Origin of the sequence: Micromonospora sp. U56, from assembly GCF_018070095.1 — a bacterium.
Lineage (GTDB): Bacteria > Actinomycetota > Actinomycetes > Mycobacteriales > Micromonosporaceae > Micromonospora > Micromonospora purpureochromogenes.
Genome location: NZ_JAGPYL010000094.1, coordinates 1 through 24,741 on the forward strand (window position 1 = coordinate 1; position 24,741 = coordinate 24,741).

At 71.2% G+C, this 24,741-nt stretch carries 21 protein-coding genes; 13 read left to right on the plus strand and 8 right to left on the minus strand.

The features are described from left to right. Window positions 1–155: 155 nt before the first annotated feature. Both KBX37_RS34830 and KBX37_RS25400 read right to left on the minus strand, forming a co-directional pair. On the minus strand, window positions 156–962 hold the full coding sequence (locus KBX37_RS34830; RefSeq protein ID WP_247658870.1) for a hypothetical protein: 807 nt from the start codon (window positions 960–962) through the stop codon (window positions 156–158). Next, window positions 959–2,557 carry a PspC domain-containing protein gene (locus KBX37_RS25400; protein ID WP_210778415.1) on the minus strand — a complete coding sequence of 533 codons (1,599 nt, stop codon included), beginning with the start codon at window positions 2,555–2,557 and terminating at the stop codon, window positions 959–961. The genes KBX37_RS34830 and KBX37_RS25400 overlap by 4 nt, the downstream gene beginning before the upstream one ends. A 243-nt stretch (window positions 2,558–2,800) precedes the next feature. Between KBX37_RS25400 and KBX37_RS25405 the strand changes: the two genes are divergently transcribed. The 3 genes from KBX37_RS25405 to KBX37_RS25415 all read left to right on the plus strand — a co-directional run bounded on the left by KBX37_RS25405 (window position 2,801) and on the right by KBX37_RS25415 (window position 6,043). Continuing rightward, on the plus strand, window positions 2,801–3,997 hold the full coding sequence (locus KBX37_RS25405; protein ID WP_246158377.1) for an ATP-binding protein: 1,197 nt from the start codon (window positions 2,801–2,803) through the stop codon (window positions 3,995–3,997). Window positions 3,998–3,999: 2 nt separating this feature from the next. Then, entirely contained in the window at window positions 4,000–4,686 is a 687-nt protein-coding gene (locus tag KBX37_RS25410) for a response regulator transcription factor (RefSeq protein WP_210778416.1), read from the plus strand. A gap of 184 nt (window positions 4,687–4,870) precedes the next feature. Beyond that, window positions 4,871–6,043 (plus strand): thioester domain-containing protein, encoded by a 1,173-nt coding sequence (locus KBX37_RS25415; RefSeq protein ID WP_247658862.1) that lies wholly within the window; start codon window positions 4,871–4,873, stop codon window positions 6,041–6,043. Here the strand turns inward: KBX37_RS25415 and KBX37_RS25420 are convergent. Continuing rightward, the gene (locus KBX37_RS25420; protein WP_307849193.1) at window positions 6,033–6,347 is read right to left on the minus strand and encodes a PIG-L family deacetylase; all 315 of its coding nucleotides are present in this window, start codon (window positions 6,345–6,347) and stop codon (window positions 6,033–6,035) included. The genes KBX37_RS25415 and KBX37_RS25420 overlap by 11 nt on opposite strands. A 416-nt stretch (window positions 6,348–6,763) precedes the next feature. Between KBX37_RS25420 and KBX37_RS25425 the strand changes: the two genes are divergently transcribed. From KBX37_RS25425 to KBX37_RS25445, 5 genes are all read left to right on the plus strand, one after another. Then, on the plus strand, window positions 6,764–8,404 hold the full coding sequence (locus KBX37_RS25425) for an ABC transporter substrate-binding protein (protein ID WP_210778419.1): 1,641 nt from the start codon (window positions 6,764–6,766) through the stop codon (window positions 8,402–8,404). Between the two features lie 143 nt (window positions 8,405–8,547). Beyond that, complete coding sequence (locus KBX37_RS25430) at window positions 8,548–9,474, plus strand: ABC transporter permease (protein ID WP_210778420.1); 927 nt, start codon at window positions 8,548–8,550, stop codon at window positions 9,472–9,474. A 72-nt stretch (window positions 9,475–9,546) separates the two neighbouring features. Continuing rightward, window positions 9,547–10,524: an ABC transporter permease gene (locus tag KBX37_RS25435; protein ID WP_210778421.1), complete on the plus strand. Its 978-nt coding sequence runs from the start codon at window positions 9,547–9,549 to the stop codon at window positions 10,522–10,524. A gap of 26 nt (window positions 10,525–10,550) precedes the next feature. Continuing rightward, window positions 10,551–11,579, plus strand: coding sequence for an ABC transporter ATP-binding protein (locus KBX37_RS25440; protein ID WP_210778430.1), 1,029 nt, complete (start codon window positions 10,551–10,553; stop codon window positions 11,577–11,579). Further along, entirely contained in the window at window positions 11,572–12,585 is a 1,014-nt protein-coding gene (locus tag KBX37_RS25445) for an ABC transporter ATP-binding protein (protein ID WP_210778422.1), read from the plus strand. The genes KBX37_RS25440 and KBX37_RS25445 overlap by 8 nt, the downstream gene beginning before the upstream one ends. Before the next feature lie 188 nt (window positions 12,586–12,773). On the opposite strand, the gene KBX37_RS25450 is transcribed toward KBX37_RS25445, so the two are convergent. Next, entirely contained in the window at window positions 12,774–13,115 is a 342-nt protein-coding gene (locus KBX37_RS25450; RefSeq protein ID WP_154941902.1) for a chorismate mutase, read from the minus strand. Window positions 13,116–13,376: 261 nt separating this feature from the next. Continuing rightward, the gene (locus KBX37_RS25455) at window positions 13,377–15,230 is read right to left on the minus strand and encodes a bifunctional UDP-sugar hydrolase/5'-nucleotidase (RefSeq protein ID WP_210778423.1); all 1,854 of its coding nucleotides are present in this window, start codon (window positions 15,228–15,230) and stop codon (window positions 13,377–13,379) included. A 202-nt stretch (window positions 15,231–15,432) separates the two neighbouring features. Here KBX37_RS25455 and pcrA point away from each other — a divergent pair, with 202 nt between their 5' ends. Both pcrA and KBX37_RS25465 read left to right on the plus strand, forming a co-directional pair. After that, window positions 15,433–17,838, plus strand: coding sequence for a DNA helicase PcrA (gene pcrA, locus KBX37_RS25460; protein WP_210778424.1), 2,406 nt, complete (start codon window positions 15,433–15,435; stop codon window positions 17,836–17,838). Window positions 17,839–17,925: 87 nt separating this feature from the next. Further along, entirely contained in the window at window positions 17,926–18,870 is a 945-nt protein-coding gene (locus KBX37_RS25465) for an inositol-3-phosphate synthase (protein WP_210778425.1), read from the plus strand. Window positions 18,871–18,901: 31 nt separating this feature from the next. Here KBX37_RS25465 and KBX37_RS25470 read toward each other — a convergent pair whose 3' ends face one another. Then, on the minus strand, window positions 18,902–19,672 hold the full coding sequence (locus KBX37_RS25470; protein ID WP_210778426.1) for a M23 family metallopeptidase: 771 nt from the start codon (window positions 19,670–19,672) through the stop codon (window positions 18,902–18,904). 262 nt (window positions 19,673–19,934) lie between these two features. Then, entirely contained in the window at window positions 19,935–20,651 is a 717-nt protein-coding gene (locus KBX37_RS25475; protein WP_210778427.1) for a M23 family metallopeptidase, read from the minus strand. Window positions 20,652–21,038: 387 nt separating this feature from the next. Between KBX37_RS25475 and KBX37_RS25480 the strand changes: the two genes are divergently transcribed. The 3 genes from KBX37_RS25480 to sucD all read left to right on the plus strand — a co-directional run bounded on the left by KBX37_RS25480 (window position 21,039) and on the right by sucD (window position 24,052). Further along, window positions 21,039–21,443, plus strand: a complete 405-nt coding sequence (locus tag KBX37_RS25480) for a cobalamin B12-binding domain-containing protein (RefSeq protein ID WP_154941907.1) — start codon at window positions 21,039–21,041, stop codon at window positions 21,441–21,443. Window positions 21,444–21,983: 540 nt separating this feature from the next. Next, window positions 21,984–23,162, plus strand: a complete 1,179-nt coding sequence (sucC, locus tag KBX37_RS25485; protein ID WP_210778428.1) for an ADP-forming succinate--CoA ligase subunit beta — start codon at window positions 21,984–21,986, stop codon at window positions 23,160–23,162. A gap of 2 nt (window positions 23,163–23,164) precedes the next feature. After that, a complete protein-coding gene (sucD, locus tag KBX37_RS25490) occupies window positions 23,165–24,052 on the plus strand; it encodes a succinate--CoA ligase subunit alpha (RefSeq protein ID WP_210778429.1) in 888 nt (295 codons plus the stop codon). A gap of 108 nt (window positions 24,053–24,160) precedes the next feature. Here sucD and KBX37_RS25495 read toward each other — a convergent pair whose 3' ends face one another. After that, window positions 24,161–24,424 (minus strand): DUF4190 domain-containing protein, encoded by a 264-nt coding sequence (locus KBX37_RS25495; RefSeq protein ID WP_154941910.1) that lies wholly within the window; start codon window positions 24,422–24,424, stop codon window positions 24,161–24,163. Between the last annotated feature and the right edge of the window lie 317 nt (window positions 24,425–24,741).

The window sequence follows — 24,741 nt, forward strand, 5'->3', positions numbered from 1 at the left end:
TCAAAGTCCTCGGTCGAGCCGAGGCGGAGTCCAGGCGGCGATCCGGCAAGGCGGAGATGCGTCCGGATACAACACCGGTATCCGGACGCATCTCCAACGCGGCCGGTCGTCGTCTGGGCCCGCCGCATGCCGGCCAGGGGGCATTGACACGGGTCCTAGTCCGACGCGCGGCGTTCCCCGGCCGGCGGGCCGCTGACCGGCTCGGCGGGCGACCAGCGGGGCCGGTCGTCCGGCGCGTCCGCCGCCCGGTCCTCGACCGCCTCGGCGGGCCGGTCGCTGATCGCCGCCGTGGGCCACTCGTCCGCCTCGCCGGCCGACCCGATCGCCCGGGTCTGCGGCTCGGTGCAGCGGTCACCGGTCCCGTCCGGTCCCCACACCGGGGCGGTGGCCTCCTCCGGACCGGCGAACCGGACCTCGGCGGTCTGCTCTCCGGCCGTTCCGAGCGCCGCCGTCTCCTGCCGGGTCACCGGCGGGTGAGTGGGCACGTCCTCGTCCGTTCCCGCGTCGGTGTAGTGGATCTCGGCCGTCTCCCGCTCGGCGCCCGGGGTCTCGGTGGTCTCCCAGCGGGTGGGGACGGCCTCGACGTCCCGCGGGTACCGGAGGTCGGCCGGCTCGACGGGGACCGGCGCCGGCTCCCGGTCTGCGACCGTGGTGTCGGCCGGCCCGGGGAACCCGTTGGTGGTGTCCCGCGGCCCCGCGGGCGGCGCCGGCCAGCCGGCGGCGGACGGGTCCGGCTCGGTCGGCTCCGGCCCGGCAGCCGGCGGGGCTTCCCGGTCGTGCCGGCCCGACCGCAGCGCGCCGACCAGGCCGAGCAGCCCGATCACCACCAGCGCGCCGGCCAGGAACCAACCCACCGGGGGCAGGGCGAGGCCGAGGATCTGGGCGAGCAGCCACCAGACGGAGAGCCCGAGGAAGAGCAGCCCGAAGGCGAGCGAGACGAGGTCCGTGCGGTGCACCCTCACCGGGTCACCTCCAGGTTGCCGGCGTTGACGTGGACGTTGAGGCGCAGCGTGCCGCCGCCGGCCCCGTCCGGGCCGAGGTCGGTGCTCTCCCGCGAACGGCCGTCCAGCCCGCCCGAGCGCCGGCCGAAGACCGTGGCGTCCCCGGCGTTGACGTCGGTCACGGTGGTGACGTCGACGTTCGGCGGCACCACGATCGTCGCCTCACCGAAGTTGACCACGACGGTGACCTCGGTGGTCCGCTTGTCGAAGTTGATCCCCCGCAGGTCCAGCGTGGTGTCGCCGAAGCTGTTCTCGTAGCGGGTGGCCAGGTCGCGGACGTCCGTGGGGGCCCAGGTGACGTTGCCGTCCACGCCGCGGATCCGGTCGTAGGACTCGGCCACCGTGGCCACCCCCAGCGCCGCCGCGGTCACCAGCCCCAGCGCGATCAGCCAGCGGGCCCGGCCGAACCAGGTGCCCACCAGCAGCCCGAGGCCCATGGTGGCCAGCGCCGCCGCGAAGTAGGCCGCGGCGCCGACCGGGAAGACGCCCAGCAGGTCCAGGATGGCCACCACGCCCAGGGCGAGGAAGATCAGCGAGAAGGTCACCGCGCCGAGCGCCGACCGCTCGCGCGGCCGCTTCGGCGGCTTCACCCGGGGCGGCGGGGGCGGGGGCGGCGAAGGCGGCCCGGCGTACGGCCCGCGCGGCGCGAACGGCGGGCGGTAGCCACCGGCGGGCACCGCTGCGCCCACCGGTGCCGCCGGGACGGTCGGCTCGGCGACCGGCGGCCAGGTGGCCGGCGGGGGCTCGGCCGTTCCCGGCACGGCCGGCCAGGCGGCGGTGCGGGCGTCCGGCCGGGCACCGGGCGGTGCGGGCGGCGGCGCGGGTGACCAGGCGGCCTGCTCGGCGGTGCGCTCCGCCGGCACGGTGACCGGCAGCGGTGCGGCCGGGGCGAGCGGACCGGTCGGGGCCGGCGGCGCCGGGGTGAAGAGGCCGGGCGCGGGGTAGCTGACCGGTGGCACCGGACCGGGTGGGGCGCTGGCCGGGGCCGGTGGTTCGGTGGGGACGGCGGCGGGCGGGGTGCGGCCGTCCCGGTTGAGCAGCAGCGCGCCGCCGATGAGGATCGCCGCGCCGAGCAGGACGGCCCGGAACGCGTCCGTGACGATGAAGCCGAAGCTCACCGCGACCAGGATGCTCAGCACGATGACGGTGACCGGCGACATGCTGGACCGGCCCCGACCGAGCATCGACTCCACCGGGGAGGCGCTGTCGCCCTCGCCGGGGATGACCAGCAGGGCCGCGACGTAGAGCAGGATGCCGACGCCGCCGAAGAAGCCGAGCACGGCGAGGATCACCCGCCAGAGCACCGGGTCGGTGTTGGTGGCCCGGCCGATCGCCGCGCAGACCCCGGCCAGGTAGCGGCCCTCCCGCGGCCGGACCAGCCCGTACCGCGAGGTGAAGCCGGCGCCGCCGAACGGCGGCGGAGCGTACCCCCCGGGGGGTGGCGTCTGGCCGCCGTGGGCGGACGCCCACGGGCCCGGCGCGCCGGTGGTGGTGGGCGGCGGACTCTCCGGCTCGGTCGCCCACGGGCGGGGCGGCGGGGCAGCTTCCTCGGTCATGCTCCGATCCTGCTGCGCCGGACGCCCGAGCGTCCTCCGGACCCGACCCTGACCCCACCCTGAGATCGTGGGGGCGGGAATGTCCGGGGCGTCCCCGTGGTCGCCGGGCGTCGCCCCGTGTGACGATCGGACCGGAGCCGGACGACCCCGGCGCCTGCGCCGCACCGGGCCTGAACAGGGGAGCCTCCGATCAGCACCGTGACGACCCCACCGCCCCGCCTCTACCGGGCACCCGAGCACCGGATGGCCGCCGGCGTGGCCGCCGGCATCGCCGACCACCTCGGCATCCCGGTGCTGCGGGTACGGGTCGCCTTCATGGTCCTGCTCGGCCTCAGTGGCCTGGGGCTGCTGCTCTACGCCGCCTTCTGGGCGGTGGTCCCGCTGCGTCCCGGCGACACCGCCGCGCCGCCCCGCCGGGACCTGTCGCAGCTGCTGCCGTTCGTGCTGATCGGGCTGGGCGTGCTGCTGATGCAGGTGCTGGTCTTCGACTCGGTGGGCGCGACCGGCACCGCCGGTTGGCTGGTTGCGATCATCGCGGTGGGCGCCGGCGTGATCTGGCACCAGTCCGCGCCGGAGCGCCGCCGGCAGTGGGGCGACTCGATGCCGGTGCCGTGGCTCGGCGCGGTGGTCGAGGAGAGCGACCGGCGGGCGTTCGTGCTCCGCTTCGTCGGCGGCGGGGTGCTGGTGGCGGTCGGCATCATCGGCGTGGCGGCGGTCTACTCCCCGGTGCAGAACTTCGATGCGGTGGTCAACGGCGTGATCTTCGCGCTGGTCGGGCTGGCCGGCGTCGGTGTGGTCGCGGCGCCGGTGCTGTGGCGGACGTACAACCAGCTCCGCTCGGAGCGGGAGGGGCGCATCCGCGAGCAGGAACGCGCCGAGCTGGCCGCCATGGTCCACGACCAGGTGCTGCACACCCTGGCCCTGATCCAGCGCAACGCCACCGACGTCAAGACGGTGCAGCGGCTGGCCCGGGGCCAGGAGCGCTCGCTGCGCAACTGGCTCTACAAGCCCACCGGCTCGCCCACCGAACGCTTCGCCGCCGCACTGGAGCAGGCCGCCGCCGAGGTGGAGGACACCTTCGCGATCACCGTCGAGGCGGTGGTGGTGGGCGACCGGGAGACCGACGAGCGGGTCGGCGCGCTGGTGGCGGCGGCCCGGGAGGCGCTGGTCAACGCGGCCCGGCACGCCGGGGTGCAGACCGTGTCGCTCTACGCCGAGGTCGAGCCGGAGCAGGTGAGCGTCTTCGTGCGGGACCGGGGCAAGGGCTTCGACCCGGATACGGTGGAGGATCACCGGCACGGCGTACGAGGATCGATCGTCGGGCGGATGAAGCGGCACGGCGGCCGGGCGGAGATCCGGTCCGGGCCGGGAGAGGGAACCGAGGTCCGGTTGATCCTGCCGATCACCGGCAACGGCTCCACGGCGGAGAGGGACAAATGATCATGGCGGAGCAGTCGATGGAACCGGTCGAGGGCGCGGACGCCCGGGTGGAGCGGCTGCGGGTCTTCCTCGTCGACGACCACGCCATGTTCCGGGCGGGCGTACGGGCCGAGCTGGGCGCGCACGTCGAGGTGGTGGGGGAGGCGAGCACGGTGGCCGAGGCGCTCACCCGGATCGCCGCGACCCAGCCCGACGTGGTGCTGCTGGACGTGCACATGCCCGACGGCGGCGGCCGGGCGGTGCTGGACGCGATGCGGCGTACCCATCCGCAGGTGAAGTTCCTGGCGCTGAGCGTGTCCGACGCGGCCGAGGACGTGATCGGGTTGATCCGGGCGGGCGCCCGGGGCTACGTCACCAAGACCATCTCGCCGGACGAGCTGACCGCCGCGATCCGTCGGGTGGCCGACGGCGACGCCGTGTTCAGCCCCCGGCTGGCCGGGTTCGTGCTGGACGCCTTCGCGGCCCGCCCGGACGCGCCGGTCGCCGATCCGGAACTGGACCAGCTCACCAACCGGGAGCGGGAGGTGCTGCGCCTGCTGGCCCGGGGGTACGCGTACAAGGAGATCGCCAAGGAGCTGTTCATCTCGATCAAGACGGTCGAGACGCACGTGTCCAACGTGCTGCGCAAGCTCCAGATGTCCAACCGGTACGAGCTGTCCCGCTGGGCGGCGGACCGCCGGCTGGTGTGACGGCAGGGCCGATCCGGAACAATCGGACCGAACGACCCCAGGGGCTGACAAGAGATCCACTCATGTCGCATAATTCCCCGTCGCGTTCTTCTCGCGTGCGGGTGGTGCGAAACCCCGCGAGAACGGCGACCTGTGCAGGCCCGCCGGATGCGGGCCCACCCCTGGGGAGAGGTGTACGACTTTGATGTTCAAACAACTGGGACGACGCTGGGCCGGAATCGCCACGGCGCTCGTCGCCGGCAGCGCGATGGTGCTCGGCTCGGCCGCTCCGGTCGCCGCCGAGGCGCCGGCGACCGGCGTGGCGCGCGCGGTGAAGGACACCGGCGTCGTGCTGAAGCTCGACAAGCGGAAGCTGTCGACCTCGGCGCTCGCGCTGGAGCTCAAGGACGGCACGGTGCCGGTCTTCTGCATCGACTTCCACACGCCGGTGGCCCGCGACGGTGAGTACACCGAGGGCACCTGGGGCCAGTCGGAGGTCGAGAACCTCGGCAAGGTGCAGTGGGTGCTCACCCACGGCTACCCGAACGCCGAGGTGCCGGCGCTGCTCAAGGCGGCCGGGACGGAGCTGCCGGCCGGGCTGGGCGACAAGCGGCGGGACACCCTGCTCTACTTCGGCACCCAGACCGCCGTCTGGCACTTCAGTGACGGCGTCAAGCTGGGCGACTGGGAGCAGGGCCTGACCGACGCCGCCGAGTACGGCGTGATCAAGAAGATCTACGACTACCTGGTGGCGAACGCGACCGACCAGCCGGAGCCGAAGGCCGAGCTGACCATCGACCCGGCGCAGGCCACCGCCACCGTCGGCGGCAAGGCCGGCCCGTTCACCGTCAAGGGCCCGGCCGGCGAGATCGCGCTGAAGGTCTCCGGCGGCACCGCCGTCGACGCCGAGGGCAAGCCGGTCACCACGACCACCAACGGCGGGGCCTTCTGGCTGACCGCGACCGATCCCGGTTCGGTCACCGTGACCGTTTCCGCCCAGGACTCGGTCTCCTTCGGGCGGGTCTTCCTCTTCTCGGGCGGCAAGGACGAGAAGCAGAAGCTGATCCTCGGCGGCAGCGCCGGCGCCACCGTGACCGCCGACGCCGCGGCGAGCTTCGCCGCCGCCCCCGCCAGCCCGTCGGCGTCCCCGACCACCCCGTCGGCGTCGCCCTCGCCGTCGACCCCGGTCGAGTCGCCCTCGCCGTCGACCCCGGGGGAGAGCCCGGCGCCGTCCACCTCGCCGGCCGGCAACGGCGGCGACCTGCCGCTGACCGGCTCGCCGATCGCGGCCGCGTCCGCCGTCGGTGTGCTGCTGCTGGCCGTGGGTGCGGTCGCCCTGCTGGTGGTCCGCCGCCGCAGGGTCCGCTTCACCGCCTGACGAACCACCCCCTCCGGCCCCGGCACCCTGTGGTGCCGGGGCCGGAGTTCGTTCCGGGTCGGCCGGGGCGCGTTGCTCGGCCTCGCGCCACCGGGCATCCGCTCGCGGGCGGGGCGTCGGAGCCGCCGGCGTCGCCGCGGGTGACGATCCGGTACGCCACCGCTACGCCGTCCTCCACCCAGGCTGCTATGGTGCCCGCACAGCCGAAGTCGACATCATCCGGATGGGCAGAAACGGCCAGCGCTCGGTGGACCTCGGCGAGCACCGGAGCGCAGGCGGGGGAGCTCACAAGCCCCGAGCCCACGGGTGGTGCGGAGATGCGGTGCCTTACTGTCTTACCTGCTCAGAGCGGTACGACCAGGGCACTTCATGATCTTTTCTCAAGTATCGGCAACGTGGCGGGCAACTAACGGCTTGATAACGGCACCTTCACGTAATGGGCCGGTGAGTGTCACAGTGGCAGCACCTCACCCCTGGCGTGAGGCACCCCGTACGTCCCGTCGACCACGGCATCGCCCACCAGCGCGGTTCGTGGCCGTCGAGCCTGCGCGGTGTCGAGCTCCAGTGGTGCGGTAGCCCGGCGGATCGGTCCCCCTGGGGTGTCCCGATTTCTCTGCGGTAGTACCGGTGACCTGCGACACGGGGTCACCGGCGGCGTCACCCCCATGCGTGCGTGAAACCCACGACGGAACCAGGTTACGAAAGAGGAGGCCCCTCGGAATGAGAGTCTCGAAGCGGGCGAGCGGCGCCATCGCCGTGGGCGCGGCATTCGCGCTCATCGCGTCCGGCTGCTCCACCAACGACGACGACGGCGGCAGCGCCGCCAAGAGCTCTGACGGCAGCATCGTCGTCGACGGCACGGAGCCGGAGAACCCCCTGGTTCCGTCCAACACCACCGAGACCGGTGGCGGCAAGATCATCGACTGGCTGTTCACCGGCCTGGTCGAGTACCCGAACAACGGTGGCGCGCCGCAGAACGCGCTGGCCGAGTCGATCGAGACGACCGACTCCAAGGTCTACAAGATCAAGATCAAGCAGAACACGAAGTTCCACGACGGCACCGTCGTCAAGGCCAAGAACTTCGTGGACGCCTGGAACTGGGGTGCCTACTCGCCGAACGGCGCGCAGAACTCCAGCTTCTTCGCCGACATCGCGGGCTTCGCGGACGTCAACACCACCGACCCGGACGAGGACGGCCCGAAGAAGGCCCCCGAGCCCAAGTCGAAGACCATGTCCGGCCTGAAGGTCGTCGACGACTGGAACTTCGAGGTCACGCTCGCCGCGCCGACCGCCGTGTTCCCGACCAAGCTCGGCTACAGCACCTTCATGCCGCTGCCGGACGCCTTCTTCGCCGGCAAGGCGGAGGACTTCGGCAAGAAGCCGATCGGTAACGGCCCGGTCAGCTTCGTCTCGTGGGAGAACAACGTCGCGATCAAGCTGACGCGGTTCGACGACTACTCCCTGCGCGACAAGATGAAGATCAAGGACGTCACCGTCAAGATCTACCAGGACGACACGGCGGCCTACAACGACCTGGTCTCCGGCAACCTGGACTTCCAGCAGCAGGTTCCGGTCTCCTCCCTCGCGGGTGACAACTGGAAGAACGACCTGGGCGACCGGGCCATCTCTTCCACCACCCCGGTGACCGGCATCATCGCCTTCCCGATCTACGACGCCCGCTTCAAGAACGCGGACCTGCGTAAGGCGATCTCGCTGTCGATCAACCGCCAGGAGATCAGCGACAAGATCTTCTTCGGTAACCGCAAGCCGGCCGACAGCTGGGCCAACCCGCTGACCCCGGGCGCCAAGCCGGGCAACTGCACCGCTTGCAAGTTCGACCCGGAGCAGGCCAACCAGCTGCTCGCCAAGGCTGGCGGCTTCAAGGGCCAGCTGAAGCTCTACTACAACGCGGACGCCAGCCACAAGGAGTGGATGGAGGCCGTCGCGCAGCAGATCAAGACCACTCTGAAGATCGACGCCGTCGCCGTCGGCGTGCCGACCTTCGCGGTGTTCCGCCAGAACATCAACGCCCACAAGATGGACGGCATGTACCGCGCCGGCTGGCAGCAGGACTACCCGGACGTCGAGAACTGGGTCAACCCGCTCTACGTGACCGGTGGTTCCTCGAACGACGGTCTGTACAGCAACCCCGAGGTCGACGCCCTGGCCAAGCAGGCCAGCGGTGCCCCGAGCCTCGAGGCCTCGCACGGGCTGTTCGAGCAGGCCGTGGCGAAGATCGACGCCGACGTCCCGACTGTTCCGGTCTACTTCGGTGGCCAGCAGTCCGGTCACTCGGAGAAGATCAAGAAGATGGAGCTGACCAACGTCGGCGAGCTTGACATCACCTCGGTCGAGCTCTGATCCGAACGGTCTGACCCCGGGTCGGGCTCGCCTACCGGTGAGCCCGACCCGGGGCCGTTCCGCGAGGGGGTGTACAACATTCCCTCGCCACGTTGTCACTCGTGTCGGCCGTCCGACGCGCCCCCTGTCTGGAGGACCACCCCATGGGCCGTTATCTGTTGAGACGGCTGCTCCAACTCGTCCCCGTCTTCATCGGGACGACGTTAATGATCTACGCGCTCGTCTGGGCGGTTCCCGGTGATCCGTTCGCCGGCAAGTGCGGTGATCGGGGCTGCCCGGAGAACTACATCGCCATGATGACCGAGAAGTATCACCTCGACGAGCCGTTTTTCGTGCAGTACGCCGTCTACATGAAGAACCTCTTCCAGGGGGACTTCGGCTCGACCTGGTCCGGGCGCTCGGTCAACGACATCATCGCGACGTCGTACCCCAACACCCTGAAGCTGGCTGCGGTCGCCCTGCTCATCGAGGCGCTCATCGGTCTCAGCGCCGGTGTGCTCACCGGTCTGCGGCGCAACGGCTTCCTGGACAACCTGGTCCTGATCTCCACGCTCTTCCTGATCGCGCTGCCGGTCTTCGTCGTCGGCTTCGTGCTCCAGTGGCTCTTCGGCGTCAAGTGGGGCATCGTCACGCCGACGGTGTCGAACGAGATGCGGATCTCCGAACTGATCCTTCCCGGCTTCGTGCTGGGTAGCGCATCGATGGCGTACATCGCCCGGGTGGCGCGCACCAGCATCGCGGAGAACCGCCGGGCCGACTACGTGCGGACCGCCATCGCCAAGGGTCTGCCCATGCGCCGGGTGGTCGGCATCCACCTGCTGCGCAACTCCCTGATCCCGGTGGTGACGCTGCTCGGCACCGACCTCGGCGCCCTGATGGGTGGCGCGATCATCACCGAGGGCATCTTCGGCATCAACGGCATCGGCCGCCAGGTTCTCCGGGCGATCGTCACCAAGGAAAGCGCTACGGTTGTCTCCATCGTGGTCGTCCTGGTGCTCGTCTATCTCCTGATGAACCTCCTGGTGGACCTGCTCTACGCCGCCCTGGACCCGAGGATCCGCTATGAGTGAGCGCCGCGAACGAATCATCACCGCCACGCGCGTGGGCAACCAGGCCCGCGCCGAGCAGAGGGAGGTGCGGGCATGAGTGACCCGAGTACCGCATCCATCGTCAGCACCCCCCGACCGGAGCAGCCGGCCGAGGTCGGTGCGCCGATCAGCGCCGGTCAGCCGGAGGGCGCCCGCAAGGAGAAGCCCCGCGGCCTGCTCGGTGACGCCTGGCGCGACCTGCGGCGCAAGCCGCTGTTCTGGATCGCTGGCTCGTTCATTCTGCTCTTCGTGGTGATGTCGATCTTCCCGTCGCTGTTCACCTCGGCCGACCCGACGGACGGCGCGCTGTCCCGCAGCCGGGTGGAGCCCTCGGGCGACGCCTGGTTCGGCTACGACGTGCAGGGCCGCGACGTCTACGCCCGCGTCATCTACGGCGCCAACGCCTCGATCGTGGTCTCGCTGCTGTCGGTGATGGGCACCATGCTGATCGGCGGGACGATGGGCATCATCGCCGGTTACAAGGGCGGCTGGATCGACGCGCTGCTCTCCCGGATCGCCGACATCTTCTTCGGCCTGCCGTTCGTGCTCGGCGCCATCGTCATCCTGACCACCTTCAACGGTGCGGGCAGTGACAACAGCGAGTGGCAGATCAAGGGCCTGGTCATCGCGTCCCTGGTCCTGCTGGGCTGGCCGGTGGTCATGCGGCTGATGCGCTCCTCGGTGCTGGCCACCAAGGAGGCCGACTACATCGTCGCGGCCCGCGCCATGGGCGCCGGCAGCGGCCGGATCATCCTCAAGCACCTGCTGCCGAACTGCCTGGCGCCGCTGCTGGTGTACGGGACGATCATGATCGGCTCGTTCATCGGCGCCGAGGCCACGCTCTCCTTCCTGGGCATCGGCCTGAAGAGCCCGGTGGTCTCCTGGGGAATCATGATCAACGAAGCGCAGAACTACCTGCGGCCTTCGCCGTTCCTGCTCTTCTTCCCCTCCGCGTTCCTCGTGACCGCCGTGCTGAGCTTCGTCATGCTCGGTGAGGCCGTCCGCGAGGCCCTCGATCCGAAACTCCGCTAGGGGAGACTGAGTTGTCCGACATTCTCGTGTCCGAGCAGACCGCGCCGGGCGCCGACGGATCCGGCCGCCCCTCGGGCCGGCTGCTCGAGGTCGACGACCTGCGGGTGGAGTTCCGCACCCGGGACGGCGTCGCCAAGGTCATCAACGGGGTCACCTACCACGTCGACGCGGGGGAGACCCTCGCCGTGCTCGGCGAGTCCGGCTCCGGTAAGAGCGTCACCGCGCAGACCATCATGGGCATCCTGGACATGCCGCCGGGGTACGTGACCGGTGGTCAGGTCCGCTTCCACGGCAAGGACATGCTCCGGATGTCCGCTGAGGAGCGTCGCCGCATCCGCGGCGAGGGCATCGCGATGATCTTCCAGGACTCGCTCTCCGCGCTGAACCCCGTCTTCACCGTCGGGTTCCAGATCGCCGAGCAGTTCCGCATCCGTCGCGGCATGAGCCGCTCGGACGCCAAGAAGCGCGCGATCGAGATGCTCGACCAGGTCAAGATCCCGAACGCCAAGGGCCGGTTCAGCAACTACCCGCACCAGTTCTCCGGCGGTATGCGGCAGCGCGCGATGATCGCGATGTCGCTGGCGCTCGACCCGGAGGTGCTGATCGCCGACGAGCCGACCACCGCGCTGGACGTGACCGTGCAGGCCCAGATCATGGACCTGCTCGGCGAGCTTCAGCGGGAGCGGCGGATGGGCATGATCCTGATCACCCACGACCTCGGCGTGGTCGCCGACGTCGCGGACCGGATCGCGGTCATGTACGCCGGTCGGATCGTCGAGGAAGCCGACGTGTACGACCTGTACGCGAAGCCGGGGCACCCGTACACCCTCGGCCTGCTCGACTCGATCCCCCGCCTGGACGAGAAGGGCCAGCAGCTCCGCACGATCAAGGGCCTCCCGCCGAACCTGATGAACATCCCGCCGGGCTGCCCGTTCAACCCGCGCTGCCCCATGGCGCAGCCGGTGTGCCGCGAGAAGCTCCCCCCGTTGCTGCAGATCGGCGCCGGCCGGGCCAGCGCCTGCCACTTCGCCGAGGAGCTGGTGAACCGTGTCTGAGAACATCCTCGAGGTACGCGACCTGGTCAAGCACTACCCCGTCACCCGCGGTGTGGTGTTCAAGAAGACCATCGGTCAGGTCAAGGCCGTCGACGGCGTCTCCTTCGACCTGCGGGCCGGTGAGACGCTGGGCGTGGTCGGCGAGTCCGGCTGCGGCAAGTCGACGCTGAGCCGGGTGCTGATGAACCTGGAGAAGCCGACCGCCGGCAGCGTGCTCTTCAAGGGCCAGGACATCTCCAAGCTGTCCGGCGGCGCGCTGCGTCGGCTGCGCCGGCAGATCCAGCTGGTCATGCAGGACCCGTACACCTCACTGAACCCGCGGATGACGGTCGGTGACCTGATCGGCGAGCCGTTCGAGATCCACCCGGAGGTGGCGCCGAAGGGCAGCCGCCGGGACAAGGTCAAGGAACTGCTCGACCTGGTGGGCCTCAACCCGGAGCACATCAACCGGTACCCGCACCAGTTCTCCGGCGGACAGCGCCAGCGCATCGGCATCGCCCGGGCGCTCGCCCTGCGGCCCGAGGTGATCATCTGCGACGAGCCCGTCTCGGCCCTGGACGTCTCGATCCAGGCGCAGGTGATGAACCTGCTGGAGAAGCTCCAGAACGAGCTCGGCCTGTCGTACGTGTTCATCGCGCACGACCTGTCGGTGGTGCGTCACCTCTCCGACCGGGTCGCGGTGATGTATCTCGGCAAGATCGTGGAGATCGGCACCGAGGACCAGATCTACGAGGGGCCGACCCACCCGTACACCCAGGCGCTGCTGTCGGCGGTGCCGGTGCCGGACCCGACGCTGCGGGACAACAAGGCGATCATCCGGCTCACCGGTGACGTCCCCTCGCCGATCAGCCCGCCCTCGGGCTGCCGGTTCCGCACCCGGTGCTGGAAGGCGCAGGACATCTGCGCCGAGCAGCCGCCGCTGCTGCAGATCCGACAGGGTTCGGACCACCCGAGCGCCTGCCACTTCGCCGAGAAGCGGGAGATCGTCGCCACGCACGAGGTGTGAGACGCTCCGAACCGCCTGCCAGCGTCCGCGTGACGCCGGCAGGCGGTTCGTCGTATCCGGGCCCGACTGCCGCCGGGGCGGGGCGCCCGCGAACGGCCCGGGCCGTGCTGTCGCTCAGGGCCGCCAGGGGGTACGCCGCAGGACGGCGGGCCGGGCGTCCCGCCCGGCTCCCGGACCGGCGGCACCCGTCACAGCGGTCCGCGGCCGGCGCGCAGCAGCAGCAGGGCCAACTGGGTGCCGTCGGCGCCGAGCGCCTGCCGGAACCGCTCCAGGATCTCCCGCTCCCGGGACAGCACCAGCCGGGTGCCGCCGGAGGCCATCCGGGTGGCGCCGACCTGCTGGGAGAGCTCCGCCCGCTCCTGCCACAGCCCGATCAGCGTCCGGTCGATCTCGTCGATGCGCTCCCGGATGGCCGCGATCCGGGCGGCCGCCGCGGGCTCGTCGGTGCCGAACCCTGGTGCCGCGTTCCGGCCGTCGCCCGCCCGGGAGCGTGCCGTGTTGCCGCTCTGTTCCGCCACGTCTGTCATCATCGGTCGTACCTCTCTGACGTCGTGCCCGGTGTCGGGAACCCGGAACGCGAAAAGCCCCGGACTCCAGGAGCCCGGGGCTTTTCGTAGGTCTGGTTGATCAGGCGCGACCCACGGCTGCCGGACTCCCGGTGCCGTAGTAAAAGTAGAAGCGCTGACCGAACACGGGATCGAGTATGCCGACCGCGGGTATGGCCGCGCAAGGATTCCGCCAACAGTTGGGAAGGTCGCCCGGCCCCGACGCCGGGGCCGGGCGACGTCCGCTCAGCCCAGCCGGGTGATCCGGTCGGCCGGGCCCGGGGCCACCGGCGCGCCCGCGCCTAGGTAGGCCACCAGCGCGTCCACGTCGAAGCCGGGGGCGGTGGTGCGGCCGGTGCCCGCCGTCAGCGCGGTGAACCCGTCCCCGCCGTTGGCGAGGAAGTCGTTGGTGGTGACCCGGTAGCCGGCCGCCGGATCGACCGGGACGCCGTTCAGCGCCAGCGCGTTGACCCGCGAGCCGGCCGGGGCGGTGCTGTCGTAGGAGTAGGTCAGCCCGGCGGAGACCTGGAGGATCCGCTGGGTGGTCTGCCCCTGGTAGCCGACGAACTGCTGCTCCAGCACGCTCTTGAGCTGCGCGCCGGTCAGCGTCTGGGTGACCACCAGGTTGTTGAACGGCTGGACGGTGAACGCCTCGCCGTAGGTCACCTCGCCCGGCGCCTCGCCGCCGGCCGAGGCCGCGTACGACAGCGAGGCCCGGACGCCGCCGGGGTTCATCAGCGCCAGCTGCGCCCCGTCGCCCTTCGTGTACGCGAGCTGCGCGTCGGCGATCACGTCACCGAGCGGGCTCTCGCCGTTGGGCCTGGCGTCCCGGACGATGTCCGCGCTGATCCTGCCCACCACCCGGTTGGCGATCGGGGCGACCGCGGCCCGGTACTTGTCGGCCAGCACCTTGGCGCCCGCGTCGACCAGCTCGGGGTTGCGGACGTAGACGCCGGGGGCGCTCTGCTGCCAGCTGCCGTCCGGGTTGCGAACGCCGTTCTCCACCACCACGTTGCGGGCGGAGATGCCGGTGAACCGGCCAGTGCGCCGGTCCAGCGAGTAGTCGATGTCGGTGATCAGCTGCCCGTTGCTGCCGGCGCTGGTGACCACGCTCTGCGCGCCCGAGGAGTTCGGCAGCGAGCACGAGTAGAAGCGGTGGGTGTGCCCGGAGACCACCAGGCCGAACTCCGGCCGCAGGCCGCGGACGATGTCGACGATCGGGCCGGAGAAGTTGGCGCAGTCCGAGACGCCCGGGGTGGCCGGCGGCGGGGACTGGGCGCCGCCCTCGTGCACCAGCAGCACCATCGCCCGGATGCCGAAGAGCTTGAGCAGCCCGCCCCACTTGTTGGCGGTCCGGACCTCGTCGGCGAACCGCACCGAGGCGATGCCGGCCGGGTTCACGATGCCCGGAGTGCCCTCCAAGGTCACGCCGACGAAGCCGACCGGCACGCCGTCGACGAACTTCACGTCCACCGGGGGGAGGATCGGCAGGCCGGTCTTCCGGTCGAGCGTGTTGGCGGCGAGGTAGGTGAACTTCGCCCCGGCGAAGCCGTCCGAGTCCTGGCAGCCGTCGACCGGGTGGCAACCGCCCTTGTTGATCCGGATCAGCTCGGCGACGCCCTCGTCGAACTCGTGGTTGCCGACCGAGCTGATCTCCAGCCCGACCTCGTCCATCAGCTCGATGGTCGGCTCGTCGTGGAAGGCCGCGCTGACCAGCGGCGTGGCGCCGATCAGGTCGCCGGCGCCGACGGTGGTGGTGCGGCGGCCCTCGGCCGCGGTGTCGGCGCGCAGCTTCTTCAGCCAGGTCGCCAGGTATTCCACGCCGCCGGCGGGGGTGCCGTTGACCGCGGCCCCGCTGCCGCCGGGCGGGTCGATGGCGCCGTGGAAGTCGTTGTAGCTCAGGAAGTTGCCCTTGACCTCGCCGCCGGTGGGCGTGGCGTAGGAGACGGCGACCGGGGCCAGGCCGGCCGTCGGGTCGGTGGCGGCCGGTTGCGGTCCGGGCCGTCCGGTGGCGGGCAGGCTGGCCACGACGGCCAGCGCGAGGGCCGGTGCGGCGAGGTGACGCAGCAGGGCCCGACCGCGCGAGCGCGGTGGAGTCATGATTGTTCTCCCAAGTCGGGTACGGGGGAGTAGTCGGGGGTTTTCACCGTCATCGTTGCGCTTCGGGGACGAAGGCGCCAAGGGCGACGCCGTGACAGGTTCGTCTCACCGCGCCGACCGGCCGGGCCCCCGTGACCGCGCCGTCGCGCCGGGGCGTGCGCGGGCGGGAAGTGTCCGGCCGGCGGCATAGACTCGCCCTGCGATGCATCCTCTCTTCGACATCCCCGCGTCCCCGCCCGCGCCCGAGCCGGCCCGCCCGCCGGCGCGCCGGCCCGGGTCCTCCGCCGCGCACCTCGATCCGCAGGCCCTGGTCGAGGGGCTCAACGGCCCCCAGCGGGACGCGGTGACCCACGCCGGCTCCCCGCTGCTGATCGTGGCCGGCGCCGGCTCCGGCAAGACCCGGGTGCTCACCCACCGGATCGCGTACCTGCTCGCCGCGCGGGACGTGCACCCCGGCGAGATCATCGCTATCACCTTCACCAACAAGGCCGCCGGCGAGATGAAGGAGCGGGTCTCCCATCTGGTCGGCCCGCGGGCCCGGCTGATGTGGGTGTCGACGTTCCACTCGGCCTGCGTGCGGATCCTGCGCGCCGAGCACGAGCACGCCGGGCTCAAGTCCACCTTCTCGATCTACGACGCCGACGACTCGCGTCGACTGATGCAGCTGGTCACCCGGGAGCTGGACCTCGACCCCAAGCGCTACCCGGCGCGCGGGCTGGCCGCCCAGGTGTCCAACCTGAAGAACGAGCTGGTCGATCCGGAGGCATTCGCCGCCCGGGCCAAGGGCCCCAACGAGCGGGCGCTGGCCGAGGCGTACACGCTCTACCAGCGCCGGCTGCGCGAGGCCCACGCGCTGGACTTCGACGACCTGATCATGACGACGGTGCACCTGCTCCAGTCGCACCCGCACGTCGCCGAGAGCTACCGCCGCCGGTTCCGGCACGTCCTGGTCGACGAGTACCAGGACACCAACCACGCGCAGTACACGCTGATCAAGGAGCTGGTCTCCGGCACCGAGGGGATCGAGCCGGCCGAGCTCTGCGTGGTGGGCGACGCCGACCAGTCGATCTACGCGTTCCGGGGCGCGACCATCCGCAACATCCTGGAGTTCGAGCGGGACTTCACCGACGCCCGGACGATCCTGCTGGAGCAGAACTACCGCTCCACCCAGACCATTCTCAACGCCGCCAACGCGGTGATCGACCGGAACACCTCCCGCAAGCCCAAGCGGCTGTGGAGCGACGCGGGGGCCGGCGAGCAGATCGTCGGCTACGTCGCCGACACCGAGCACGCCGAGGCGGACTGGGTGGGCCGGGAGGTCGACCGGCTGGTCGACGCCGGCGACACCCGTCCCGGCGACGTCGCCGTCTTCTACCGCACCAACGCCCAGTCCCGGGTCTTCGAAGAGGTGTTCATCCGGGCCGGCCTGCCCTACAAGGTGGTCGGCGGGGTGCGCTTCTACGAGCGCAAGGAGGTCCGCGACGCGCTGGCCTACCTGCGCGCGGTGGTCAACGACGACGACACGGTCAGCCTGCGCCGGGTGCTCAACACCCCGCGCCGGGGCATCGGCGACCGCGCCGAGGCGTGCGTGGAGGCACTCTCCAGCCGCGACCGGATCTCCTTCGGCGCCGCGCTGCGCCGGGCCCGGGAGGCACCGGGCATCTCCACCCGCGCGGCCAACGGCATCGCCGACTTCGTCGCGCTGCTCGACGGCGCGCGGGAGCTGGCCGAGACCGGCACCCCGGAGGAGGTGCTGGAGGCGCTGCTGACCCGCTCGGGCTACCTCACCGAGCTGGAGGAGAGCCTCGACCCGCAGGACGCCGGCCGGGTGGACAACCTCCAGGAACTGGTCAGCGTCGCCCGGGAGTACACCGAGCGGATCGAGGCGCTGGGCGCCGAGGGCGAGCGGGCCACGGTGGCCGGGTTCCTGGAGCAGGTGGCGCTGGTCGCCGACGCCGACCAGATCCCCTCCGACGACCCGGACCACCAGGGCGTGGTCACCCTGATGACGCTGCACACGGCCAAGGGCCTGGAGTTCCCCGTGGTCTTCCTGACCGGCCTGGAGGACGGCGTCTTCCCGCACCTGCGCTCACTTGGCGACAGCCGGGAGCTGGAGGAGGAGCGCCGGCTGGCGTACGTGGGCATCACCCGGGCCCGGCAGCGGCTCTACCTCTCCCGGGCGGTCACCCGCTCGGCCTGGGGGCAGCCGGCCTACAACCCGCCGTCGCGGTTCCTGGAGGAGCTGCCGCCGGAGCTGGTCCGCTGGGAGCGCACCGAGGGGTCGTACACCTCGTGGGCCGGCGGGGGCGGCGGCGTCGGTGGCCGCGCGGACCGCGCGCCCGGCGCGCGCGGCGGCTTCGCCGGGGGTACGCCGAAGGCGGCGGAGCTGGCGAAGCGGCTCGGGGTGGACGGCAGTCGGCTGGCCACCGCCAGCGAGCTGCCGCAGGGGCCCAAGGTGGCGGCGGGGGACCGGGTCAACCACCAGCGCTACGGCCTCGGTCGGGTGCTCGCGGTGGAGGGGCACGGGCCGGGTGCGCGGGCGCAGATCAACTTCGGGGACCAGACGATGTGGCTGGTGCTGCGGCACGCCCCTATCGACAAGCTCTGAGCGACGCGGGGCCGGTCTGTCCTCGTTGTGGCTCGACGAGCAGCGCATGCCCCCACGGCCCGGCCGACGCGACGTACCCTCGCGCCCATGATCGAACGGGTGAGAGTTGCGGTCGCGGGTGCCGGTAACAACACGTCAGCGTTGGTGCAGGGAATTGCCTTCTACCGTCAGACCGGCAGCCTGGTGGGCGTTCGCCGGCCGATGATCGATGGGCTCGGAGTGGGTGACATCGACTTCGTCGCGGCTTTCGCCATCTCGACGGAGAAGATCGGCAAGGACCTGACCGAGGCGATCTTCCTGTCGCCCAACAACTTTCCCCGTCTCAACTGCGATCTTCCCAAGGCCGATGTCCCCGTCACCAAGGGCCTTGTCGATGCGACCGAGGTGGATCGGGTCGCAGCTGCGCTGGCAGGGGCGGAGGTGCTGCTCTATTCGGCACCCAGCGGCCGGCCGGAGACGGCCCAGGCCTACGCCGAGGCCGCCTGCAGAGCGGGTGTCGCCTTCATCAACACCACATCCGACGCCGTAGCCCGCGACCCGAGGTGGATGGATCGGTTCGAGGCGGCAGGTCTGCCGCTGCTCGGTGACGACCTGGCCAGCCAGTTCGGCACCTCGGTGCTGCATGACGCGTTGCTGCGGTTGTTCGAGGAGCGGGGTATCACCCTGGTCAGTTCCTATCAGGTCAACCTGGGGGGTACGGAGGACTTCCGCAACCTGGTCGAAAACCCCAATACCAAGAAGCAGTCCAAGCTCAACGCCCTGTCCGCGGCGGACAAGGTTCAGCTGGCTCCGCTCGGATATCTGTCACAGCTGAGATCGCAGAAGGTGGCGCACCTCAACCTCGAGGCGCAGGGCTGGGGTGAGACGGCGGTGAGCCTCGACGTGAAACTGAAGGTGCATGACCCGAGCGGTGCTGCCGGGATCAACATCGATCTCATTCGCATCGCGGCCAGCGCGCTACGGAACGGGCAGGGTGGTTGTCCTGCCGAGGCGACGCCGCTGCTCAAGTCCCCGCCTGGGACGGCGGTCTGACCCTGCCGTCCCGGGCGGGAACCCACCGGGCTCAGCAGCCCACGTTGATGCCCCGGGCGCGCAGGAAGGGCGCCGGGTCGATCTGGTTCCACATCTGACCCTGGTGCACCTCGAAGTGCAGGTGCGGGCCGGTGGAGTCGCCGGTGGAGCCTTCCAGGCCGAGGGGCTCCCCGGCGCCGACCTTCTCGCCGACGCCGACCTTCGCGGTGCTCAGGTGCGCGTAGTGGGTCAGGTAGCCGTTGCCGTGGTTGACCACGACCGAGATGCCGTAGCCGTCGCCGACGTCGCCGGCCTTCTCCACGGTGCCGCCGAAGGCGGCACGGACCGGCGTGCCGGCGGGCATCGCGAAGTCGATGCCGGCGTGCAGGGTGTCCCACCGCTGCCCGTAGCAGGACGTGATCTCCGCGCCCGTCATCGGGATGACCCAGGACGGCTTCGGCTTCGCCGTCCTCGTCGGCGTGGGCTTCGGCTGCGGGGTCGCCTTCCTCGTCGGCGTGGCCGACGGGCTGGCGGTCGGGCCGGCGGTGGTCGGGCTGGCCGACGGGGTGGCCGGGGAGGCGGACTCGCGGGCGGAACGGTCGGCGCGGGCGGCGTCCTCGGCGCGGGACGCGGCGTCCAGCGAGACGGCGGTGGGGGCGGGGGCGTCGCGGTCGAACGCGATGGTGGAGGCGCCGGCGAGGCCGAGGCCGACCAGCGCGACCGCGCCGACGACGAGAGCGCGCCCGCCGCGCCGCTTCCGCAGCCGGTGCCGGCCCGGGGCGGCCACGGTCTTCTCGTTCTGGGCGGGGGTGTCTTCCTGCACGGCTGACCTTCACACTCAGGGGGCTGGGACCAACCCATCCTGGGTGTCGACCGGGTCCGCGGTGGGTACGGGTACCGCAGGGTCGCGGGTGACCGCCGGGGCAACTGTCCGCCATTGTGGCGGAATAGCCGCCTCTGCCCCGATCCCTGATCTTGGGTGACCGTGGCGTCGCCCACAGTCCTGACTGTGACCCAGCAGACTTCCGCGCACGAAAAACCGCCCGGATCGGGTGATCCGGGCGGTCATCAGGCGATACGGAGCGTCAGGAAGCCGCTACCTCGCTGTAATAAGCCTCGACCTGCAGCTTGATGTCCACTCCGCGCTCCTGGAGCCATGGCACCGGGTCCCGCGGCTCGCCCTTGACATGGATCTCCAGATGCAGGTGGGAGCCGTACGAGTGGCCGGTGTTGCCGACCAGGCCGAGTTGGTCGCCCGCCTTGACCTGCTGCCCCTCCTTGACGTTCACGGAGGAGGAGTGGCCGTAGATGGCCTCACTGCCGTCGGCGTGCTGGACGATCACGGCGTAGCCGTACCCGCCGAACCAGCCGGCCTTGGTCACGGTGCCGGAGTGGATGGCGACGTAGGGGGTGCCCTCGGCGGCGACCAGGTCGATGCCGGTGTGCAGCTTGCCCCAGCGCATCCCGTACGGGGAGTTGAAGTCGTAGCCCTGCAGGGGCAGCAGCCACGGGTCCTGGTCGCCGGCGTTGACCTCGGCGTCGCGGTTGGTGTCGCGGGAGGCGCGGTCGGCGGCGTCGGCGCGGGCCGCCGCGTCCTGGCTGGTGATCGAGGCCTGCTTGAGCTCGTCGAGGACCGACGGGCTCACGCTCTTGGCGTCGGGGAGCGCGTTCGCGCCCAGCGCGACGATGCCGGCACCGACGAACGCGGTGGTGACGACTGCCGCGTAGCGGCTGCGCGGGGGAGTGGGTACGCGACGGCGGCCGCGATATCTATCGGGCTCAGACGACAGGCGCTGGCGCACGCACACCCTCCGTTGTCGGGGATCCGATGCGATCTCCGGCCGTCCGGTGAAGCTCGGTCGAACGTCCGTTGGTCGCGTCGTCACCCGTCGGTGGACCTGATGACAACCGTGGACACGTTAGCCCTCCGCCGCGCCGGTCACAAGCGGAACCGCCGAATCGGTGAGTCTTTCTGTCCCTTTCCGTCCATCATTGTCATAGCTCGGTACGCCGGATGGCCGTCCCCGTTACTGCCCGTTCGTCGCGCAGAGTGACCGTTCGGCGGAGGCGTCCGGCTTTCTCGGGGGGCGGCCGGACGGTAGGGGTGCGGCCCGGATTTCCCGCCTCCGACCGGGCGGGTTACCGTTCGTTCAGGTGATAGCCGCGGAGCCCGTGAAAGGTGTGCGCTGATGAGCTCTCGTATCCGGGTCGTCGTCGCGAAGCCGGGCCTCGACGGCCACGACCGCGGCGCCAAGGTGGTCGCGCGTGCCCTGCGCGACGCCGGCATGGAGGTCATCTACACCGGCCTGCACCAGACGCCGGAGCAGATCGTGGAGACCGCCATCCAGGAGGACGCCGACGCGGTCGGCCTCTCCGTACTCTCCGGGGCGCACATGACGCTCTTCCGGCGGGTGCTGGAGCTGCTCGCCGAGCGGGACGCCCGGGACATCGTCGTCTTCGGCGGCGGCATCATCCCGGACGCCGACATCCCCGAGTTGCAGCAGCTCGGCGTGGCGAAGATCTTCACCCCCGGCGCGACGACCCAGTCGATCGTCGAGTGGGTCCGGGGGAACGTGGCCCAGTCCGTCGCCTGACGACTGCGCAACCGCCGGGCCCGCGCCCGGCACCCTGGTCGACTCCGTCCCGCACACGTGGCGGCATCCGGTGGATGCCGCCACTTCGCGTACCTGGAGTGGGTCGGGAGCTGCCGGCGACGCTGGGGAGGGCCGGTCGGATCCGGGCACGGGGGAAGGGCCGGACGCACCCCTCACACGCCCGGCCCTTCTATGCACGATGCCCCGCCGCCACCCCTCGACCGACAGGGCATCGGCCGCTCCCGTCCTCGCGCTGAATCAGCGCTCCGACATCAGACTCAACGATGCCCCCACCAGGGGGTTACGCGTCGTCGGCGACATCCTTCGCGGCGGTTGCCGCCCGGGTCCGCGTACCGGCGAGTCGCGGGCGGCGCGCTGTGCATTACCGCACACCGCGCACCCGCTCGGTTGCCGCTGGTGCTCATCTCGCTAGGCTGCGGCCGATGGCCCGTTTCAACTGATGACGGGCGTCAACGGAGTTTCCACAACGCTGGTGGCGGCGCGAGGGCGCGCCGCGGAGACGGGACGGGACGCGCAATCGTGGACCTGTACGAGTACCAGGGGCGGGACCTGTTCGAGCGGCACGGGTTGCCCGTGCTCGCCGGCGGCGTCGCCACTACCCCGGAGGAGGCCCGCGCGATCGCCGAACGCCTCGGCGGTCGGGTGGTCGTCAAGGCGCAGGTGAAGGTCGGCGGCCGAGGCAAGGCCGGCGGCGTCAAGCTGGCCGAGGGCGCCGAGGAGACGGTGGCCCGCGCCACCGACATCCTCGGCATGGACATCAAGGGTCACACCGTCCACAAGGTCATGATCACGGTGACCGCGGACGTGGCCGAGGAGTACTACTTCTCGTACCTGCTCGACCGGGCGAACCGCACCTTCCTCTGCATCGCCAGCGTCGCCGGCGGCATGGACATCGAGCAGGTCGCCGCAGAGACCCCCGACAAGGTGGTCAAGGCCCCGATCGACGCCGTCAAGGGCGTGGACGAGGCGAAGGCCCGCGAGATCGTCGACGCCGCCGGCTTCCCGGCCGAGGTCGCCGACCAGGTCGTCGAGGTCGCGGTGGGCCTGTGGAAGGCCTTCGTCGCCGAGGACGCCACGCTGGTCGAGGTGAACCCGCTGGCCAAGACGGGCGAGGGCAAGCTGCTGCTGCTCGACGCCAAGATCACCCTCGACGAGAACGCCGGGTTCCGGCACCCGGACCACGAGGCCCTGGTCGACCAGGCCGCGGTGGACCCGCTGGAGCAGGCCGCCAAGGAGAAGGACCTCAACTACGTCAAGCTCGACGGCGAGGTCGGCATCATCGGCAACGGCGCGGGCCTGGTCATGTCCACGCTCGACGTGGTCGCCTACGCGGGCGAGCGGCACGGCAACGTCAAGCCGGCCAACTTCCTCGACATCGGCGGCGGCGCGAGCGCCGAGGTGATGGCGAACGGCCTGGAGATCGTGCTCTCCGACCCGTCGGTGAAGAGCGTCTTCGTCAACGTCTTCGGCGGCATCACCGCCTGCGACGCGGTCGCCAACGGCATCGTGCAGGCGCTGGCCCTGCTGGAGCAGCGCGGCGAGAAGGCCACCAAGCCGCTCGTCGTCCGCCTCGACGGCAACAACGCCGAGGCCGGTCGGGCGATTCTCGACGGCGCGAACAACCCGCTGATCCAGCGGGTCGACACCATGGACGGCGCGGCCGAGCGGGCCGCCGAGCTGGCAGCTGCGGGGGTCTGATCATGGCTATCTGGCTGACCAAGGACTCGAAGGTCATCGTCCAGGGGATGACCGGTTCCGAGGGTTCCAAGCACACCCGGCGGATGCTCGCCGCCGGCACCAACGTCGTCGGCGGCGTCAACCCGCGCAAGGCGGGCCAGAAGGTCGACTTCGACGGCACCGAACTGCCCGTCTTCGCCTCCGTCGCGGACGCGATGAAGGAGACCGGGGCGGACGTCACGGTCATCTTCGTGCCGCCGCAGTTCACCAAGGGCGCCGTGGTCGAGGCGATCGACGCCGAGATCGCGCTGGCCGTGGTGATCACCGAGGGCGTCCCGGTGCACGACACCGCCGCCTTCTGGGCGTACAACGTGAGCAAGGGCGAGAAGACCCGGATCATCGGCCCGAACTGCCCGGGCATCGCCTCGCCGGGCGCCTCCAACGCCGGCATCATCCCGGCCGACATCACCGGCTCCGGCCGGATCGGCCTGGTCAGCAAGAGCGGCACGCTGACCTACCAGATGATGTACGAGCTGCGCGACATCGGCTTCTCGACCTGCGTCGGCATCGGCGGTGACCCGATCATCGGGACCACCCACATCGACGCCCTCGCCGCGTTCGAGGCCGACCCGGAGACCGACGCCATCGTGATGATCGGTGAGATCGGCGGCGACGCCGAGGAGCGGGCCGCCGAGTTCATCAAGGCCAACGTCACCAAGCCGGTGGTCGGCTACATCGCCGGCTTCACCGCGCCCCCCGGCAAGACCATGGGGCACGCCGGCGCGATCATCTCCGGCTCGGCGGGCACCGCCGAGGCGAAGCAGGCGGCCCTGGAGGCCGTCGGCGTCAAGGTCGGCAAGACGCCGACCGAGACCGCCAAGCTGATGCGGGAGATCATGGCCGGCCGCTGAGCGGCCGGTAGCAGCACCGCGGGCCGCTGAGCGGTCGGTGCCAGCACCGTCCGCCGCTGGGCGGACGGGTGAGACACCGAGGGGGTCGGCCGGCGACGGTCGGCCCCCTCAGTCGTCCCAGAGCGGGTACGTCCCGCTGGCCCGCCAGATCGCGGTACCGATGATGTTGAGCACGCCGAAGGCGATCGCCAGGTAGCCGAGCACCGGGGACTGGCCGTAGCGCTTCGCGTCGCGGATCGACAGGTAACCGAAGACGATGCCGAGGATGCCGCAGCAGATCAGGCCCAGGACGATGCCGAGCACGCCCCACAGCGTGGTGCGGTCCTTGCCGGCCGCCGGCGGCGGTGGGGGCGGCGGGTACGGAGCGTTCACGGCTTCCTCCCAGCGCTTCGTGCCGCGACTGCGGTCGCGTCCTGCGCCGAGGCTAGACCGGATTCCGGTCCGGAAACCGGTGGATCACGGAACTCGCCGGGGCCAGGTGGGGCCGCCGGGCAGCCGCCGCCCGCGCGGCGTGCCAGAGTAGACCCGATGTCCTCGGTCACCCCTGATCAGCCCCGCCGTCCCGCCGCCGGCGTCCGCGCCGACGCCCGCCGGGACGCTGCCCGCCGGGACGAGGCCCGCCCGGCCGGCGCCGGCCGGACCGACGACGGCCGCCGGACCGACGACGGCCGCCGGACCGACGACGGCCG

What these genes read in the sequence shown, in the direction of transcription:
- KBX37_RS25450 (WP_154941902.1), bottom strand. Translation starts at nt 13,115, where the DNA reads ATGATGACAGACGTGGCGGAACAGAGCGGCAACACGGCACGCTCCCGG.
- KBX37_RS25455 (WP_210778423.1), bottom strand. Translation starts at nt 15,230, where the DNA reads ATGACTCCACCGCGCTCGCGCGGTCGGGCCCTGCTGCGTCACCTCGCC.
- KBX37_RS25405 (WP_246158377.1), top strand. Translation starts at nt 2,801, where the DNA reads ATGGCCGCCGGCGTGGCCGCCGGCATCGCCGACCACCTCGGCATCCCG.
- KBX37_RS25400 (WP_210778415.1), bottom strand. Translation starts at nt 2,557, where the DNA reads ATGACCGAGGAAGCTGCCCCGCCGCCCCGCCCGTGGGCGACCGAGCCG.
- sucD (WP_210778429.1), top strand. Translation starts at nt 23,165, where the DNA reads ATGGCTATCTGGCTGACCAAGGACTCGAAGGTCATCGTCCAGGGGATG.
- KBX37_RS25465 (WP_210778425.1), top strand. Translation starts at nt 17,926, where the DNA reads ATGATCGAACGGGTGAGAGTTGCGGTCGCGGGTGCCGGTAACAACACG.
- KBX37_RS25415 (WP_247658862.1), top strand. Translation starts at nt 4,871, where the DNA reads ATGTTCAAACAACTGGGACGACGCTGGGCCGGAATCGCCACGGCGCTC.
- KBX37_RS25430 (WP_210778420.1), top strand. Translation starts at nt 8,548, where the DNA reads ATGGGCCGTTATCTGTTGAGACGGCTGCTCCAACTCGTCCCCGTCTTC.
- KBX37_RS25410 (WP_210778416.1), top strand. Translation starts at nt 4,000, where the DNA reads ATGGCGGAGCAGTCGATGGAACCGGTCGAGGGCGCGGACGCCCGGGTG.
- KBX37_RS25480 (WP_154941907.1), top strand. Translation starts at nt 21,039, where the DNA reads ATGAGCTCTCGTATCCGGGTCGTCGTCGCGAAGCCGGGCCTCGACGGC.
- pcrA (WP_210778424.1), top strand. Translation starts at nt 15,433, where the DNA reads ATGCATCCTCTCTTCGACATCCCCGCGTCCCCGCCCGCGCCCGAGCCG.
- KBX37_RS25425 (WP_210778419.1), top strand. Translation starts at nt 6,764, where the DNA reads ATGAGAGTCTCGAAGCGGGCGAGCGGCGCCATCGCCGTGGGCGCGGCA.
- KBX37_RS25435 (WP_210778421.1), top strand. Translation starts at nt 9,547, where the DNA reads ATGAGTGACCCGAGTACCGCATCCATCGTCAGCACCCCCCGACCGGAG.